At 37.6% G+C, this 18,320-nt stretch carries 18 protein-coding genes; 7 read left to right on the top strand and 11 right to left on the bottom strand.

Features of this window, described 5'->3' with window-relative positions; all coding sequences use genetic code 11:
* Positions 1-3: 3 nt before the first annotated feature.
* From arsB to H131_RS11635, 7 genes are all read right to left on the bottom strand, one after another.
* The gene (gene arsB, locus H131_RS11665; RefSeq protein WP_036130184.1) at positions 4-1,053 is read right to left on the bottom strand and encodes an ACR3 family arsenite efflux transporter; all 1,050 of its coding nucleotides are present in this window, start codon (positions 1,051-1,053) and stop codon (positions 4-6) included.
* Positions 1,053-1,373, bottom strand: a complete 321-nt coding sequence (locus H131_RS11660; RefSeq protein ID WP_010859342.1) for an ArsR/SmtB family transcription factor — start codon at positions 1,371-1,373, stop codon at positions 1,053-1,055. Before H131_RS11660 ends, arsB begins: the two co-directional genes overlap by 1 nt.
* A gap of 381 nt (positions 1,374-1,754) precedes the next feature.
* Complete coding sequence (locus H131_RS11655; protein WP_036130181.1) at positions 1,755-3,461, bottom strand: putative bifunctional diguanylate cyclase/phosphodiesterase; 1,707 nt, start codon at positions 3,459-3,461, stop codon at positions 1,755-1,757.
* Positions 3,462-3,795: 334 nt separating this feature from the next.
* A complete protein-coding gene (locus H131_RS11650; protein WP_010859340.1) occupies positions 3,796-3,969 on the bottom strand; it encodes a hypothetical protein in 174 nt (57 codons plus the stop codon).
* Between the two features lie 322 nt (positions 3,970-4,291).
* Positions 4,292-4,441, bottom strand: a complete 150-nt coding sequence (locus H131_RS11645; RefSeq protein ID WP_010859339.1) for a hypothetical protein — start codon at positions 4,439-4,441, stop codon at positions 4,292-4,294.
* Positions 4,442-4,562: 121 nt separating this feature from the next.
* On the bottom strand, positions 4,563-5,537 hold the full coding sequence (locus tag H131_RS11640; RefSeq protein ID WP_010859338.1) for a tyrosine recombinase XerC: 975 nt from the start codon (positions 5,535-5,537) through the stop codon (positions 4,563-4,565).
* Positions 5,538-5,861: 324 nt separating this feature from the next.
* Positions 5,862-6,284 (bottom strand): hypothetical protein, encoded by a 423-nt coding sequence (locus H131_RS11635; RefSeq protein WP_010859337.1) that lies wholly within the window; start codon positions 6,282-6,284, stop codon positions 5,862-5,864.
* Positions 6,285-6,362: 78 nt separating this feature from the next.
* Between H131_RS11635 and H131_RS11630 the strand changes: the two genes are divergently transcribed.
* The 3 genes from H131_RS11630 (at position 6,363) to H131_RS11620 (ending at position 9,685) form a co-directional block, all read left to right on the top strand.
* A complete protein-coding gene (locus tag H131_RS11630) occupies positions 6,363-7,850 on the top strand; it encodes a circularly permuted type 2 ATP-grasp protein (RefSeq protein ID WP_010859336.1) in 1,488 nt (495 codons plus the stop codon).
* Positions 7,804-8,769, top strand: a complete 966-nt coding sequence (locus H131_RS11625) for an alpha-E domain-containing protein (RefSeq protein WP_010859335.1) — start codon at positions 7,804-7,806, stop codon at positions 8,767-8,769. Before H131_RS11630 ends, H131_RS11625 begins: the two co-directional genes overlap by 47 nt.
* 61 nt (positions 8,770-8,830) lie before the next feature.
* Entirely contained in the window at positions 8,831-9,685 is an 855-nt protein-coding gene (locus H131_RS11620; RefSeq protein ID WP_010859334.1) for a transglutaminase family protein, read from the top strand.
* 142 nt (positions 9,686-9,827) lie between these two features.
* On the opposite strand, the gene H131_RS11615 is transcribed toward H131_RS11620, so the two are convergent.
* Positions 9,828-10,703 (bottom strand): tyrosine-type recombinase/integrase, encoded by an 876-nt coding sequence (locus H131_RS11615; protein WP_010859333.1) that lies wholly within the window; start codon positions 10,701-10,703, stop codon positions 9,828-9,830.
* A 365-nt stretch (positions 10,704-11,068) separates the two neighbouring features.
* Between H131_RS11615 and H131_RS11610 the strand changes: the two genes are divergently transcribed.
* Positions 11,069-11,863: an enoyl-CoA hydratase/isomerase family protein gene (locus H131_RS11610; protein ID WP_010859332.1), complete on the top strand. Its 795-nt coding sequence runs from the start codon at positions 11,069-11,071 to the stop codon at positions 11,861-11,863.
* A 45-nt stretch (positions 11,864-11,908) separates the two neighbouring features.
* Here the strand turns inward: H131_RS11610 and H131_RS11605 are convergent, their stop codons facing one another.
* On the bottom strand, positions 11,909-12,721 hold the full coding sequence (locus tag H131_RS11605) for a nucleoside/nucleotide kinase family protein (protein ID WP_010859331.1): 813 nt from the start codon (positions 12,719-12,721) through the stop codon (positions 11,909-11,911).
* 216 nt (positions 12,722-12,937) lie between these two features.
* Here H131_RS11605 and H131_RS11600 point away from each other — a divergent pair, with 216 nt between their 5' ends.
* Entirely contained in the window at positions 12,938-14,113 is a 1,176-nt protein-coding gene (locus tag H131_RS11600; protein WP_010859330.1) for an aminotransferase class I/II-fold pyridoxal phosphate-dependent enzyme, read from the top strand.
* Positions 14,114-14,302: 189 nt separating this feature from the next.
* Complete coding sequence (locus tag H131_RS11595) at positions 14,303-15,019, top strand: MBL fold metallo-hydrolase (RefSeq protein WP_051112194.1); 717 nt, start codon at positions 14,303-14,305, stop codon at positions 15,017-15,019.
* A 147-nt stretch (positions 15,020-15,166) separates the two neighbouring features.
* Here H131_RS11595 and H131_RS11590 read toward each other — a convergent pair whose 3' ends face one another.
* Both H131_RS11590 and H131_RS11585 read right to left on the bottom strand, forming a co-directional pair.
* Complete coding sequence (locus H131_RS11590; protein ID WP_036130177.1) at positions 15,167-16,366, bottom strand: AI-2E family transporter; 1,200 nt, start codon at positions 16,364-16,366, stop codon at positions 15,167-15,169.
* A gap of 64 nt (positions 16,367-16,430) precedes the next feature.
* The gene (locus tag H131_RS11585; protein WP_010859327.1) at positions 16,431-17,381 is read right to left on the bottom strand and encodes an LCP family protein; all 951 of its coding nucleotides are present in this window, start codon (positions 17,379-17,381) and stop codon (positions 16,431-16,433) included.
* A gap of 172 nt (positions 17,382-17,553) precedes the next feature.
* Between H131_RS11585 and msrA the strand changes: the two genes are divergently transcribed.
* Complete coding sequence (msrA, locus tag H131_RS11580) at positions 17,554-18,075, top strand: peptide-methionine (S)-S-oxide reductase MsrA (protein ID WP_010859326.1); 522 nt, start codon at positions 17,554-17,556, stop codon at positions 18,073-18,075.
* Positions 18,076-18,320: the final 245 nt, after the last annotated feature.

The raw sequence follows: 18,320 nt of genomic DNA, 5'->3' as shown, positions 1-18,320 counted from the left end.
TCCTTAGTTTTTAAAATATTTTTTCTGCCAGCGTAAGGCAACCCATACAAGTCCAATAAGAACGGGTACTTCGACAAGTGGACCAATTACAGCGGCAAACGCCACCCCACTATGAAGTCCAAAAACACCAACAGTTACAGCAATGGCTAACTCAAAGTTATTACTAGCAGCTGTAAAAGAAAGGGCTGCAGTGACAGGATAAGATGCTCCAGCTTTACGAGAAGAGAAGAATGATACTGCAAACATCACCACAAAGTAAATAAATAATGGAATCGCTATACGTACAACATCAAGTGGTAATTCGACTAGTTGCTCACCCTTTAAGGCAAACATCATCACAATGGTGAAAAGCAGTGCGATTAAAGTTAGTGGCGAAATCTTTGGTAAAAGTTTTTCCTCATACCACTGTTTCCCTGTTGTTTTGATGCCTATCCAGCGGGTTAAGAATCCGGCTGCAAATGGTATCCCTAAGTATATCAGGACACTCTTTGTAATTTCCCACATGGAAATGGACACATTGAAATTCTTTAAGCCAAACCAACCAGGTAAAACATTTAAGAAAAAGTAGGCAAAAATCGAATACGTTACAATCTGAAAAATGGAGTTAAAGGCAACTAGACCAGCTACATATTCTCGATCTCCACGAGCTAGGTCATTCCACACGATGACCATGGCAATACATCGAGCTAATCCAATCATAATGAGTCCTGCCATATACTCTGGATAATCATGCAAGAAGAGTATCGCTAAAAAGAACATTAAGAACGGACCAAGTAGCCAGTTTTGCAAAAGTGACAGTAAAAGTACTTTCCAATCTTTAAACACACGCCACATTTCCTCATATTTAACCTTTGCCAGTGGTGGATACATCATAACAATTAACCCTATGGCAATCGGTATGGATGTTGTACCCACAGACATGGATTCTAATGCTTCGCCAATTGTGGGCATGGTAATACTTAATAAAACGCCAATACCCATAGCAACAAAAATCCAAAGCGTTAAGTAGCGATCTAAAAACGAAAGCTGTTTTGTTAAAGATTCATTACCCATTAATTTTCCTCCCCTATGTGTGTACAGTCAGAGCCACAATTGCATCCTGTTAACGGCTCAATTTGTTCTAAAATACCTTTCATCAGCGGCGTTTGATCCTCCACTAAACGATAATGTTTCCATGTTCCAACCTTGCGTTCTGTAATAATGCCTGCCTCCTTTAATTTTCGAAGATGCTGACTAACTGCTGGTTGTGAAATCCCTAGCACATCCACAAAATCACATACGCAAACCTCCCCATTTTTCATGCATGCAAGTAATTTAATACGATTCAAATCTGCAGTCGCTTTTAATTGTTTTTCTAGTCGTGTGTTTTCCATTTATCTGCTCTCCTTATATAATCATTTACTTATATATTGTTTGAAATAAAATCCCCCAACCAAAGACAGGTAATTACATTCGTATATAACTATATACTTATATTATATTTTCTCATTTTAAATTGCAATAGGCATGTACCTATGCAAAAAAATACTTTTCTTAAGGTCTTAATTGGCCTCAATCTATGCTAAAAAAGCCTCCTACCGTTTTTGGAGGCTTTAGAAAACCTGAATGCTCTTCGGCAACATTTTTTTGGAAAATGCACCCATCTATTTAGCCTTATTTTTGTGCCCTCAACAAAAAGCCTTTACTTTTATGTCCACATAATGGGATAAAAAAAGTGAAGGCTTCTTTTGTAAAACGCACATGGTTAAGTTAATTTATACTGATGCACTATTTAAAATTGAATTCATGAAGTCCTCCACTGACAACGGTTTGCTAAAGTAATAGCCTTGAACAAAATCACAGCCATGTTCACGCAGCACCTTTAATTCAGCTTCTTCCTCGACACCTTCAGCTACAACTTTTAGGTTTAACGCATGTGCTAATGAAATCATAGCGGAAATCATTGCAATCCCTGATTTTTCAGGTACGATGTCACGTACAAAAGCACGATCGATCTTTAGCACATCAACCGGGAATTTCTTTAAGTAATTGAGCGATGAATAGCCTGTCCCAAAATCATCCAAAGAAATGGTGATTCCGAGTGATCGTAACTGCTCTATCGTGTTAATTAGATCTTCGGTGTAATCCAGCATGCTCATTTCCGTAATTTCGATTTCTAGTGTATGCGGATCTATTTTTGTTTCTGCAAGTACGCCACGTACCATATCAACAAAGCCAAACGTACTAATATGAATCGGTGAAATATTCACTGCTACTCGTAAGTTTAAGCGGTGGCTTTGATTCCAGGTATAAGCTTGAGCACAAGCTTTCTCTAATACCCATACGCCAATATCATTAATAAGTCCACATTCTTCAGCAAACGGAATAAAACGATCTGGTGGCATTTGTCCTAGTTCAGGGTCATACCAGCGAAGCAATGCCTCCATACCAACTACTTTATCAGTCTTTAAATCAATTTTCGGTTGATAATGTAATTCTAAAATATCCTTTTTTAGCGCCTGGTGTAGTTTTGTTTCTAGTAATAGCCATTTATCATTCGACTCATCCATATTCGGGCGATACAAGCGATACTGATTACCACGTGTGGTTTTTGCAGCATACATCGCTATATCAGCATTTTTTAGCAGCTCTTCAATGGAGTTTGCATGGTCTGGAAAGACACTAATCCCAATACTAATGCTGGCATAAAATTCATACGTATCCACGATAAAGCTCTCATCGAAAACACTAATAATTTCCTTTGCCTTCTCTTCTATTCGATTGACATCATTTAATATCATGACAAATTCATCACTATTGTGACGATAAAAGGAATTGGCAGTGTGATCGATATTTCGTAAACGGTTTGCCATTTCCACAAGGAACATATCCCCGATGATGTGACCCAGACCGTCATTAATGTTTTTAAAACGATTCACATCAATGAAAAATAACGCAAACTTCTCACTCGTACGTCGGGATTGATGGAATTCATTTTCTAAACGCTGTTCTAACTTACGACGGTTTGGCAGTCCTGTTAATTCATCGTGATAAGCAATGTGGGTTATTTTTTTTATGTCTTTTTGTGCGGTAATATCAACTCGGATAGCGATATATTGATAGGGTTTACCATTATCATCTAGGAAAGGGATAATCGTCGTTTTAACCCAGTATAGGCTACCATCTTTAGCACGGTTGCATACCTCACCATTCCACATATCCCCTTTTCCTATTGTTTTCCACATCTCTCTAAAGAAAGACTTTGGATGGAAGCCTGAATTGAGTAACCGGTGATCTTGGCCCATTAATTCTTCACGCGTATATTTAGAAATTTTACAAAAATGATCATTAACAAATGTGATTCTCCCTGTTCGGTCTGTAATCGCTACAATGATTGAACTGTTCATTGCTGAAAAAATGTCTTGTAATTCCTTCAGGCTGTAGTTCACTTGATTTATACTACCAGGCGTGATATTCATCATTTTCATTCTCCGTTCATTGAAATAAGATGGGTTTGGTACTTTTGCTATATGTATATAGTGAGGTATAAAGTTGTGGTATATCGCCCTTTTTTATGTAATTATATTATAGTCTTAGAAAAGCAGTTAATTCAACCCAAATCTAAAATCTGTATCTTCAGCATTTCATAGATTTCTATAAATTAGACAAAAAATAGTGACTTTACAAATACTATTATTCCAAAAAAACAATTACCTTAGTACTAACTGTAATGTAAAAATCAGGCTATTTATCATAAACAGCCTATCATTTGAAAATGCCTTACTGTCACAGTTTGGCAGTAAGGCATTTCACAAGTTAAGACACATCATATTCAATTTCACCTCCCAAAGCTTTTGCCTGTTCATCATTATATGCATCTAATTGTTCTTGCGATAAGTTTAAAATATAATAGTGAAAATTAATTGGCTCCAAGCCATGTTTTTCACTCATTTGTCGGTAAAATTCATAGCCTTTTCGATAGTCTGTCATCCTAATAACTTCCTTTCATAAATAACGTTGCGCTGTAGTAGACTTCTAATCACCGTTGCACATAATAGTAGAAATTGATTGGTAAATCACACTGCTGGCACTTCATGATGTGACATTTCAATTTCACGTCATGTTGTACTATAACAAAATTATTATTGTAAAAATAATATATAACAGCATTATTACTAAGTCAATAATAAATTTTCAGATATTTCTCATAAAAAATATAAAAGCCCAGTCCATATCTATTAGTATGGCTGGGCTTTTTATAAAATATTCGCGTCGACTTCCGTAGTAACCACATCCTTTAGTGCAATAATAATTAGATGCCTAATTGCTTTGCTTGCATGTTATATGCAGATAACTGTTCTTGAGATAGTTGGATTACATAATAACGGAATGAGATTGGCTCCAAACCATAACGTTCACACATTTCACAGTAAAATTCATATCCATCACGATACTTTGTCATAATAAAATCCTCCTTAGGTTAAAACTGTTTTATAACAGTCGTTTTTATTTCTATTTAATATATAACAGAATGTTTCGTTCGTCAATTATTTTATAGGAATTTTCAAAAATGAAAGCGATAGTCACATTCGACTATCGCTTTCACGCACAATATTAAACGGATTATTTTCAAGTACCTGTTGCAACTCTTCATCTTCAATATGTGTATATATTTGCGTCGTCGCAACGCTTGAATGGCCCAGAATATGCTGCAGGCTTCGTATATCTGCCCCTGCCTTATACATCATAGTAGCGGATGTATGGCGTAACTTATGAGGTGTCAGCCTCTCTTTTTGTAGCCCAGATTGTTTGTTAATTTGCTTCACAATTTTTGCAACTGTTTGTCGTGTAAAGCGTGTACCCTTTTGAGATATAAACAGAGGCTCATCACCTTGTCCCTTATAAGCTGTCTTGCCACTTTGCTCATAATCTACAAGCGCCTGCATGCAACTATCGTTTAAATACACGGTACGCTCTTTATTACCTTTGCCGGTAACTGTTAGGTATCTACCTTGCAGCGATGATTGATTTAGCTGACAAAGCTCCGTTACTCGAATACCTAGATTCAAGAAAAACATCATCATGCAATAGTTTCGGGGTGAAGCGCGATTCAGCTGAATGCCGTCTATAAATTGACTTGCCTCATCCATATTCATATAAACTGGTTTCCTGCGCGCTATTTTTGGTGTTTCTAATTCATCTGCTGGATTTTCCTCAATGAGACGACGTTTTCCTTTAATGTATTTAAAAAACGATTTTAATGTCGCCACTTTTCGCGCTCTAGCAGCAGCGGAATTTTGACGATGCACTTCACAATACTCCATAAATAAATAGAGATCCTCCAGTGTGATTTCACGGATTTCTTCTATTGTAATGGTAGCAATATTTATTTTAGCTATTTGTGTTGTGTCAATGTCGTTTTGTACGGCTATATGGAAACGAAAAAACAATGTCAGATCGTATTCATATTCCTTTCTCGTTCGCTGGGATTTCCCTTTGATGGTTGTTAAGTACACCAGGAAATCCTTCATTATTTTTGGGAGCTGTGTATTTTGCATAAAATCACCTCTATACGATCCATTTTACCACGAAAAACGCTCCCAAATATAAATTTGGGAACTTTATTGCAAAAAAGTGCCCTTTTTAACCACAAGGAACAAATGTTCTATTTTTTTTACGAAGAAAAAAGATGATTTACTAAGTCCCTAGATAATCATCTTTTTAACGTTTTTTATTAAATTAAATCGATTTTAAGCATAAACAGCCAACTATATGAATATTAAACTCTAGGATGGAAAAACGCTGTGAGGCGCTTTGAAAAATAACTAGTTGGATAACTATACGTGTCGAATCGTCTCATAACGCAGGTGGAATTATTTGGCTCAACCTAATGATTTAACAAAAATACTATAGGTTCCATCGACATGTTTCGAAAGATGCCAATTAGCTGATAGCATATGTTGTAGCTTTGTCACGATTTCCTCGTTACAGGACAAATATTGAATGCCTGTTTCTAATAATTGATAATCATCGCCTTCTTCTAGTTGAAAGCGAAGTTGTAGTAAACGTTGAATACCTGGCAATGTTACATACTTCACACGATAATTGCCATGCAACGCATCAAGGAACGAATGTTCCCCCTCTTGAAAAAGAGTTTGCGTTTCATGAAATTCAAATTGAGGTACCTTTTCCTGCCAAACTGTTACATCTCCAGATTGCAAAGTGCGTACTATCTCCTCATCCGTTAAACCTAGCTTCGAAAGTTTGTCTAGCTCGTATGCTTGCATTAGATTAATGATTGTCATTTTACTAGCTCCTTTTATGTATTTCTTACTAAGTGTAGCACGTTTTCCTTACTACTTAAATTTGGAGGCGATTCTTATATGAAATTGTACGAATCCGGTTTGTTTTTTGATGAAATGCTAGATGGAGATCAACCTAAACCACATTACCGGTCCTTCCATCGTAAGTTAAGTGCATTTTCAAAAGAACAGCTACAAGAGAAAAATCAACAAGCCCAATCAAGCTTCCTTAGACAAGGTATTACTTTTACTGTATATGGTGCACAAGGTGGAACGGAGCGTACAATGCCTTTCGATTTTGTACCGATCATTATTCCTCATCAGCAATGGACAGTAATCGAAGCGGGAATGCAACAACGTGTTGAAGCCTTGAATTGTTTTTTACATGATGTCTATCACGAACAGTTCATTCTACAAGATGGTGTCATTCCGAAATGGCTCGTAGAAAGCAATCCATACTATTTTAAAGAAATGCTTGGTGTACGAGTACCCATTGATAATCACATTTTTTTAGCGGGCATCGATTTAATACGCGACGAAAATGGCGTGTACAGAGTATTAGAAGATAATTTGCGTAATCCCTCTGGCATGTCGTATGTATTTCAAAATCGCTATGTCATGAAGGAAGTGTATCCTGAATTTTTCTCAAAGCATACAATTCTTTCACTTGAAAAACAAATGGCGTTTATGAAAAAAGCACTCCTTGCGCATCGCCCCCGTCATTTAGCGGCAAGTGCTGAACCTAAAGCTGTCTTATTAACAGCAGGCATGTATAATTCGGCTTATTATGATCACGTCTTTTTAGCTCAACAGCTGAATATTCCGCTTGTAGAAGGGCGAGATTTAATTGTACAGGGTGACAAGGTGTACATGAAGACAATCCATGGGCTGGAACAAATCGATATTATTTATCGCCGCATTGATGATGATTTTTTAGACCCTGCAATATTCCGTGAGGATTCGTTATTAGGTGTAGCACATATCATGGATGCCTATAAAGCCGGTAATATTGCTATATTAAATGCTGTAGGTAATGGTGTAGCGGATGATAAGGCAATGTACACATATGTACCTGATATGATCCGTTACTATTTAAAGGAGGAACCAATATTAGAAAATGTAACAACGTATCTGCTACATGATGATATGCAACGAGCATGGGTCCTCGATCATTTACACGAACTTGTTATTAAAAATGTCAGTGCCTCAGGTGGTTATGATATGCTGATCGGTCCACATGCTAGTGACGAGGATTTAGCTATTTTCCGGCAAAAAATTTTAGAAAATCCATCTCAATATATTGCTCAACCAACCATTCAATTGTCACGCGCCCCAGCTTATCAGGATGGTCGATTCTATCCTTGCCATGTTGATTTACGTGTGTATGTCATGAAGGGTGATGACATTTATGTACTACCGGGTGGTCTATCACGCGTTGCCCTAAAAGAAGGTTCATTAGTTGTCAATTCTTCACAAGGTGGAGGCGCAAAGGATACGTGGATATTAAAGGAGGAATGGCAGCATGCTAAGTCGAGTAGCAGATGCACTATATTGGATGGCAAGATATAGCGAACGCACAGAAACGAACGCACATATATTACAAGTACAGCTGTTGAATATGTTGGAGCAATCTGGTAATGAAAATGAATATATCGATCACTGGGAAGCCATTTTAGAAATTTGTGCATCAAAGGAAGAATTTATGTCGTATTATGAATCTAGACGCGTCAATCCACTTATTGAATATCTGCTTTTTTCCGAAAAAAATAGCAATGCCCTTCTTGTAACCTTGCGTGCAGTTCGAGAAAATGCTCGCATAACACGAGATAGTATCCCCATTGAGCTTTGGGAATTGCAAAATTCTTTTTATTTGTACTTGCAGCAAGAAATCATCGAACGGGAAAAGCCTTTTCCGCTAATATCACTTAATTATTTTTTACAAAATGTTCGGAAGACGTCCTTGACTGTTACAGGGTTAATTGAAGGTTCCATGGAACGGGAATTACCGTTTTATTTTATTCAAGTTGGAAAATGGCTTGAACGGGCGGAAAAAACGATTCGGATGGTATTAATTATGTTGGAGCAACAAAAACAACTTACTACTTCCATACAAGAAGCAGACGGAGAATTTTTACTGGATTTATCGAAAGCGACAGAATCTTACTTCCGAAAGCACAGGCAAACCAACTTGGCTAGTGTCATTCAATATTTATTGCATGATGAACATTTTCCGCGCTCCGTCATGTTTTGTTTAAAAAAATTGGAAGATGCCTTTATGCAAATCGAAAAAGACCATCAAAGCGCTCGATTTTTAGCAGTCCATAATCCGTTAAAAGCTTTATTAATGGCAATGCTAAATATAGACTTATGGACAATTACATTAGAAGAAGCTATTTTTTCAATGGAGGAAAGATTGTGGCAATGTACTGATTTTAGTCAAACATTTGCAACAATTTATCATTTATATGAGCCCAGGCTACAATCTTGAAAGAAACAATTTAAAGCTCCCTTTCAACATGCAAGTCAGTAATCAAAAGGAAGCGGACACTATGAAATTTGAAATTCAGCATACAAATGTTTTTCAATATGAGTCTGAAGTCGATCAAAGTTTGAATACAATCCGCTTAAAGCCTCGGAGCGATGAACGGCAGCGATTACTAACCTATCGTATTACAATTACACCTTCTTCACTCACGCGCGAGCATTTAGATATTTGGGGCAATACTGTTGGAACTTTTTATATCCCAGAGCAACATCAGGAGCTAGAAATTCAGACGACATCTATAGTTAGTATTCAAAGAGCGCCATTTATTCACCGTATTCAATATTCACCAGAGATGCAGACAATATTCCATTCTCAACTTTTTTATGAGCATTATTTACCCTATTTAAAGTCCACTAGCTTTACTTATATGACTGAAGCACAATTAGAGGAAGTTTATCATGCAATTGGTCATGCGGAAAACCCGGTATTATTTTCTCTTAATTTAATGCAATATATATATTCAACATTTGAGTATGACCCACAAGCAACGAACGTAACCACCACAGCAAGTCAGGCTTTCATTTTAAAACGAGGCGTGTGTCAGGATTTCACACATGTAATGCTTGCCGTTTTACGTGCAAAAGGCATTCCCGCACGTTATGTAAGTGGTTATTTATACGTTGACGAAAACTCTGGTCTAATCGGTGATATAGCTACACATGCTTGGGTAGAAGTGATGATTCCTGGTATTGGGTGGATTGGCTTAGACCCAACAAACAACGTGGAAGTACTAGAAAATCACATCATTTTATGCATCGGGCGTGATTACTCAGATATCAGCCCTGTCGAAGGGGTTTATACTGGCGGTAAACACGATTTATCAGTCAAGGTAAGTGTTAAAGCTTTAAATCACTTGTAACATAGCATGCAGCAATTAGTGTAAAGCGAAAAGTGAAACTTCAATCAGTAGGGATTGTTTTCTTCATCCCCACTGATTTTTAGTTGAACTAATCGGACTTTTGACAGTCCACCACATCAGATCGTACTTTTCCTTCTAGGCTTTATTGAAAACGTCCACCTCGTTCAGTTAATACCCACTTTCGGACATAGCCCATTGTTTGTTGAATATTTTCGATTGTTTTTTCACTTTGCAAGGCCTTTTGCATAACTGTATAGCGTAAATCGGTTGCTCGAACAGCTGTCCCGATGTCCTTTGAAATCGTTTGAAAAATGCGTTCCACGGTCTTTGTTGTAATGGATTTTGTTTGGCTCGCTTCACTTACCCATAGCCATTCCCCAACCTCCTCCTGATGAATTTCTGCAGTTGCTTCTTTGTATTGCTTTAACATCTCAATTAGAATAGTTGAAAGTTGAATTTCTCTGCGGCCATTTTGGTTCGACACATAGATTAGCGACGCATCTGCATGTAATTGTGTCCATTTCATGCGTACAAGCTCTGCTGGTTTGCACCCTGTCTCCAGTAACATTTGGACAATACAGCCGTTTCGTCTTGCTAACCATGCATGCTCCGTTGTTTTTGCATATTGAAAATACGTTGGCCATACATCCATAATTTTGATTAACTGTTCTTTGGACAGTATCTTTAATGCCTCTTTCCCTCTCTTTTTAGGTTGCAAAATCATTTCATAATCAAATGGTTCAACCCACTCTCGTAAAAATACAAATTCTACAAAACTTCGAAGTGTAGCCATTTTATGATTGTATGTATTAACATTTGGATATGTTTCCTTTAGATAACTACTATACTTAAATAATAATTCTTTGAATTGTTTGTCCAAATATAAGATGCTTTCCTCATTAGCAAATGCTAAAAATTGCTGTCCATCTAAATTATACTGCTTTTTCGTTGCTGCACTTTTCTTCAAAGAACTTAATAATAATAAGTAACTTTCCCAAGCATCCCTTAATGTGATCATCTAGATACCTCCTTATTTGCTGGTGCAGGTATTTTTCTTTCTATTTCATAGTAACTTGAGGTGTGTGTAATGTATATAATTATAACTATAGCGTCGGATAATCTGTAATATTGTAGTCGTCGACTCTTCTACTAGGAAATGCCCCTTTCGCAATAAAGAAACAAACGTTCCCACAAGAGTTTCTCATATCTTTTGCTTTATTACAATAGTAAATTATACTTGTGCTATTGTAATACATTTTCATCAGTATCACTCTATTCTTGTATAACAAGCTGGATTTACATGAAAATTCGTATAATTTAGTGTTTATCGCCGTTTGTGTTATATAATAAATGTATTATCTTAATGTAGGGGGCTATTCAATTATGCAAGTAAGAACGACACGACTTGAAGCAGAAGATGCAAAAATTATCTATCAGGAAACTGCTGGACTTGCCATCATCACAATCCATCGTCCTCAGGCAAAAAATGCATTAACGGCAAATATGTGGGATCAATTAGCAAAGATTGCATTACAAGTATTAGATAATGCCAAAAATAAAGTGCTTATCCTACGGGGTTCTGGAGAAAACTTCACAGCAGGTTCTGATATTAAAGAATTCAACTCCATTTCCCTTGAACAAGCGGAAGAAGCGTTTGTACATATGGAAAAAACAATCTCAACAATTGAACGATTGCCCATTCCAACAATCGGGGTCATCAATGGACCTGCGATGGGTGCTGGTTTGGAACTAGCTTTAGCCTGTGATATTCGCATTGGCTCTGAAAAAACAAAATTAGGCATTCCAGTGGGCAAATTGGGGATTACCCTCAATAACAAATTTGCTCAGCGCTTAGTGCAACTTGTTGGCCCTTCTACAACGAAAGATCTCGTATTCACAGGTCGTATGTTTAAAGCGGAAGAAGCCTTTAAGCTGGGCATGTTAAATTATTTAGTCGCTGAAAAAGACTTGAATAAATACATGATTCGTATGGGGAAGCTAGTCGCTGGCATGTCTCCACAAGCATTACTTGCTGTAAAGCAATCTGTACAAGAATGTGTAGATAGTGTGCCACAACTATGGCAAGGTACTACACCATTTGTAGGAGCTGATTTTTCAGAAGGCTGTGCTGCGTTCGTTGAAAAGCGCCAACCACAATTCAAGCGTCAATCTAACTAAAAAACAGGTACTCTTCTCGCCTTTTGGCAAATAGAGTACCTGTTTTTACTTTCTCATTAACATCACTGACTTAATATGAAGATGAATGGCATCGAGTTCATAGCCAAAATGCTGATAAAAAGATGCTTGCACCGCTTCTTGCATATGATACAGACGCTCTGGTAATGCATAATTAATTGGCAGCTTTAGTTGCAACGTAATGTTAGCTTTAGCCTGCTCTCCCAGCAAAAATTGCACTTGTTCCACTTTATGCACAATTTCTTGTTGTGTACAGCAATAATCGATTAGTTGCACATACACTTGTTTTTCTATGGCGATATATTGTTGTTGAAAATCTGGTCGAACGATTGTTGTTTCACCAATCTTTTCGCGTTTTGGGGAGAAAATCTCTTTCCCTTTTTGAACCAATCGTTTAAAGAAATTTTGCTCCACTTGACGATATGGTATGGGCATTACATGTTTCCCCTGTGTTTCTCGAATAAAGCGTGCTTTTTGGATTTCTTTTTGTGAACGGACATCCTCTACATAGTAATACATGGTAATTGGCCCAAGCGCTAATCGTTTGGCAATACTTTTCGTCATTTTATCGGACGTACCAATTAGCAAAATCGATTGAACGTTATATGTACCGAGTGCTTTTTTCACTTCCTCACAATGTGCGTCATCGGAAAAAATGGCACGTCGGACCGCTGTTATTGTATTTTTCTCAAATTTTGCGGATATGCCCGCTACTTTGAGACCATTTACGATAAGTAAACCATCATCAATAATGGCCTTACTCCCTATTTTATGAGCAAAAACAAGGGCGCTTGTACTTTTTCCTGTTCCACTAGGTCCACTTAACGAACAAACTTTCATGTAACCACTCCCCCTTCTCTTAGCAATATGATAACAGAATTTCTTCATTTCCTTTAGTTTGGTCCAAGAGTTCTAAAATATTTCCGCTAGCCTAAGCGCTCATCTTCTCCATTACAAAAATATATTCTTTTTTCAGAATATCTTTCCCTTTATACGCTTTAGTATGATAAAATGTGTACTACTATTCTGTTATACAACTATAAGGAGTGTACTAGTTTGAAAATCGTACCATCTAAAAAAATGACATTATTTACTCCGGCTATTTTTGGAGACTTAAAAAACTTCGCAAAACAACAACAAGCAAAAGGCATGACTATGATTGATTTAAGTTTAGGGAGCCCTGACCTTCCACCACATGAAAGAATTCGCGAACATTTATCATTTAGAGCGAATCTAGCTGAATCATATGGTTACACATTAACTGGCACACAACGTTTTTATGAAGCTGTTAGCCGGTATTACAAAAGACGTAACAATGTGGATTTAGATCCGACTTGTGAAATCATCCAAACGGTTGGCTCACAAGAAGGCTTGGTCCATTTACCGATTGCTTTTTGTGACCCTGGAGACATCGTGCTATCCACAAATCCAGCTTACGTTGCCTACGATGCCGGAATCCATCTAGCAGGCGCTACACCTTATTACATGCCACAAACAGCTGACAATGACTTTTTACCAGATTTAGATGCTGTGCCTGAAGAAATTGCGCAAAAGGCCAAGCTACTTATTTTAAATTTACCTGGTAATCCAGTCCCTGCAATGCCCTCTTTAGATTATTTTGCAAAAGTGATTGCCTTTGCGAAAAAATATAACGTCATTGTATTACATGATGCTGCTTATTCAGAATTTTACTTTACAGGCGAAGGACCAATTAGTTTCCTTTCAGCCCCTGGAGCAAAAGAGGTCGGCATGGAAATTAACTCACTATCAAAAAGCTTTAGTTTAGCAGGGACACGTATTGCCTATATCGCAGGGAACGCTGAGATGATTGCAATTTTAAAGCAACTTAAATCAAATTTAGATTTCGGTATCTTTGAACCGATTCAAGACGCTGCAGTAGTCGCGTTAGATCATGCAGAGGACATCACAGCAAGCCTGCGCGCAACATTCTCTGAGCGTCATAAAACTTTGATGAACGGCTTACGTGACCTGGGTTGGGATGCGGCCCCTTCGAATGGCGGAATGTTTGTCTGGGCAAAATATCCATACGATGTTGATTGTACAGACCTTGCATTCAAACTAATTGAGCAAGTAGGCGTTGTCACAGTGCCTGGGACGGTATTCGGAACTGCTGGACAAGGCTATTTACGTTTAGCTTTGGTACAACCGAAAGAAGTACTTCAAGAAGCAATAGATCGTTTAGCACAAGTACAATTACAGCTTCAACGATAACGTTAATACTACTAAAACATCGGGTCTGTCCAATTGTCGATTTGTCGACTGTTGAACAGACCCTTTTTTATAGTATCATCGGTAACTAGGAAATATTACTAGGTACGTCTATACTCAACGTATCATTTGGCACGATGCTATTCAACTTGCATATCATCATCAATCGGTCAGGATGGAGGAAAAAATATGTTGAAAATAGAAGAATTAAAAATAGCCTATCCATACAATAACGAGACGCATTACATATATCCTACGTTGATTGTATGTGATAATGATTTAACATTAGTTGATACTGGATATCCACAGTTTATGCCAATGATTGAACAACAAATCATTCAACTAGGCTATAGCCTGAATACGCTTAAAAACATTATCGTTACACATTATGATGATGATCACATCGGTTCGTTATTTGATTTCAAAGTGAAGTATCCTCACCTTCACATTATTACAAGTGCAATTGAAAAAGATGCCCTTGAAGGAACGACTAAATCCGAAAGATTAATACAAGCCGAGCAAATGTTAGAAGAATTACCAGTTAGTCAACAGGCATTTGGAAAAGAATTTATCAAACAACTAACACATTTAAAACATGTGCAAGTGGACCAGGTAGTAAACAATGGTGATTTTATTGTGAACAATGAATGTGTAGTTATTTCAACGCCCGGGCATACATCTGGACATATCTCTCTCTATATTCCTGCATTAAAATCTATCATTACTGGTGATGCAGCCATCGTAGAAAATAATGAGTTGGCAGTAGCAAATCCACATTTTTGTTTAGATATAGCAACAGCACAACAATCGCTAAAACTGCTTAAAGAGATGGATGTAGAGACCTACTATTGTTATCATGGCGGTACATTAGAAAGTGCAATGATTGCTAACAATAAACCCGCTCATTAAGCATCCTTTAAAAACAGTAAAACCCTTCCAACATGCTGCGTATTGGAAGGGTTTTACTGTTGACGGTCAACAGGAAATAATGTGATGATTGCTATTTTTCTTTATCCAATAAAAACAGCTGCTACAAGCCGTAGCAGCTGTTTTAACTCACACATCGTATTTTTTATGTGTCTCGTCCTCATAGCGGTTGTAACGCTGTTTAAATAGTCTAAACATATGACTGACAAATACTTTTAAGATTGCGTAGCCTGGAATCCCTAAGATGACACCCGGCACGCCGAATAAGGAACCTGCTGTTAACAAGACAAAAATAATGGAAATAGGATGGATACTCAGCGATTTCCCCATAATTTGCGGAGAAATAAATTTACCTTCAATTAGCTGAACAACTGTCCATACTATCGCGAGTTTGATAAGCATGAATGGTGATGTCACAAGCGCAATGATCGCTGCGGGCGTGATCGCAATAACGGGCCCTAGGTATGGCACTACACTCGTAATCATCGCAAGGAAGCCAAGTAACAACGCGTACTTCATACCGATGATCAAGAAACCAATCGTTACCATTGCTCCGATGCACATGGATACTAAAATTTGACCCTGTATGTACGAACTAATTTGTTTGTCCATATCGTGCAAAACCTCATGTAAACCTTTACGCATACGTGGAGGGCAAATCTTAATGACAAACTTCGGTAAGTTTTCGCCATCCTTTAATAGGTAGAATAAAATAAATGGTACCGTTACAAGTGATAGAATAATCCCTGTTAATGTAGATAAAAAGCCGGTAATGCCTGTAGCGACACCTTGTGCTAAATTGGCCGCAGTGTCTTTCACTGTTTCGACTATATCTGTTGTAAAATTCGTAACAACTTGTTCATAGTTAAAGTTAATGTTATCTAGGTACTCATTAATACGTGAATTATTCAGATAATCCACAATTTTTTGCGTTAGTGCCATAAAATACACGGGGAATTCCTGGGCTAAATTGGTGAATTGTTCACGCAAAAATGGATAGACAAGCACGACAAGTAAAGTAAGCACGCCTAGAACACCAATATATAAAATTAAGATGCCCCAAATTCTTGGAATCCGCCAGTTTTCTAAAATGGCGAGTAATGGACGCAATAAATAGTATGCGATGACTGCTAGTACCCCTGGTAAGATAACTACTTCAAATAATACTTGAAGCGGGGTAAATATAAAGGAAACTTTATCAAACATGAAAATAACACATGCGAGTAATAATAAAATAAACAGCGTAAATAATAAGTTTTTACCACCTAGAAAGCGAATAAATTTCGTCGAAAACAAATTTGACCGCTCTTTTGGTCTTTCTTTTTCCATATACTCACCCCAATCCAATTGCTCTCCCTTTATATTACAGGATAATGTTGGCTTTTGCGAAAAATCACTCTAAAGAAATGCCTAAAAATTCACGTAAAAATTCTTTGTTTTTTTCTTCATCTATTACAATCGCAGAGCCAGCGTGGCTAAAGTTTTGGAAATCATAGCTACCTTCAATCGGCACTGTTGCTTTCTCAATCGATACTTTCCCTTTCGATACCATCTTTAGTACTTGCTGAATTTCACCAGCTGATGAATAATCTGTTGTTATATAGCCCTGTGCAGCACCAACGAATTTCGGCAAGTGCAGGAGGTTTTGAGGTGCTAATATTTCATTTTTCAATGCTTCAATTACTTTCTGCTGACGTGCTACTCGTCCGAAGTCTCCTTCGGCATCTTGGCGGAATCGCGCATAACCGAGTAATTCCTTGCCATTTAATTGGTGCACACCCTGCGTAAGCGTAACGCCAATTTTTTCAGACATATCCTTTTCTACATCCATTTCAATACCATCTGGTGCTAAAATATCAACGAGTGATTCAAAATTTTTAAAATCCACCAGTGCATAATGATGAATGGGTAATCCAAACATATTGCTAATGGTGTCCTTTAACAGTTGGACACCATCTAAATAGTAGGCTGTGTTTAATTTATAGGACTGATAGCCAGGTATATCTGCATAAATATCACGCATAAACGACACAAGCTTCACATCATTAGATGATTTATTCCAAGACAATACCATCATTGTATCCGTGCGTGATTTTTCTTCACCGCGTGTATCCACACCTAATAACAAATAGTTTTCAATATCGCCCTGCACTTGATCACCGGTAAAATCCTCCTGCAGCACTTTGGTATCCGATGCTAATTGTAAACCGCTTCGATATTGCATGACCGAATAAACAGCTATTACAATGACACAAAGCACTAAGCAAGTAAAAATTGCTCGCCCTTTCCGTAACCGGCGTTTTTTTGGACGTTGCGAGCGTCTTGTATATTCTTCTTCTTCCATAACTCCATGACTCCTCTATTTTTTATAGTAATGTAACGATTGAAAGTACGTAAAGTTTCATTTTTTATACTTCTAACCTCGTAAAACCTATCTACCCGTTATTCTACACCTAATTTACCAGTAATGAGCAAAATAATGCTATACTATTTTCACGAAAGAGAGGATGAGTGTAATGATTGAAAAAGCTACATTTGCAGGTGGTTGTTTTTGGTGTATGGTAAAGCCGTTCGTTGAGTGGGATGGTATACATAAAGTCACTTCTGGCTATATGGGTGGTCATGTAGAAAACCCAACCTATGAAGATGTAAAAAAAGGCACATCTGGCCATTTAGAAGTGGTTGAAATTGAATTCGATTCAGCCATTTTTAGCTATGAACAACTGTTGGATATCTACTGGATGCAAATTGATCCAACCGATGCATATGGTCAATTCCATGACCGTGGTGCTTCTTATGCAACAGCCATTTTTACCTATACGGAAGAACAAAAGCATATGGCGGAAGCATCGAAGGAAAAGCTTGCTACAAGTGGTCGCTTTGATAAGCCTATTGTAACCATTATTCGTGATGCCCAACACTTCTATCCAGCGGAAGATTACCATCAGGATTACTATAAAAAAGAACCCGAACATTATCAGCAAGATCGTACTGTCTCAGGACGTGATACATTTATCGCGCAACATTGGGAGAAATAAAGCCAAGTGTGCCGTACATTCCCATCATTGATAAAACCCAGCCTGCCATCTACTGAATGAGAATCCATTTTTCACAATGGATTCTTTTTATTTGTCCTAAGACCCACTCACCTAGCTTTAGAAAACACAAAAAGTTGCAAAAATTCTTGAACTTTGATATCGATTCTATGATTTGTTATCAAGGCGGCTTGTGTCATCAACAGGTAAAAAACAGCTCCACAGCTCGTAGTCGACGTTCCAGTTGA

Origin of the sequence: Lysinibacillus sphaericus OT4b.31 (assembly GCF_000392615.1) — a bacterium.
Taxonomy (GTDB): Bacteria; Bacillota; Bacilli; order Bacillales_A; family Planococcaceae; genus Lysinibacillus; species Lysinibacillus sphaericus_B.
Note: the sequence above shows the minus strand (reverse complement) of the source record. Positions and strands in the feature narration are given on the sequence as shown.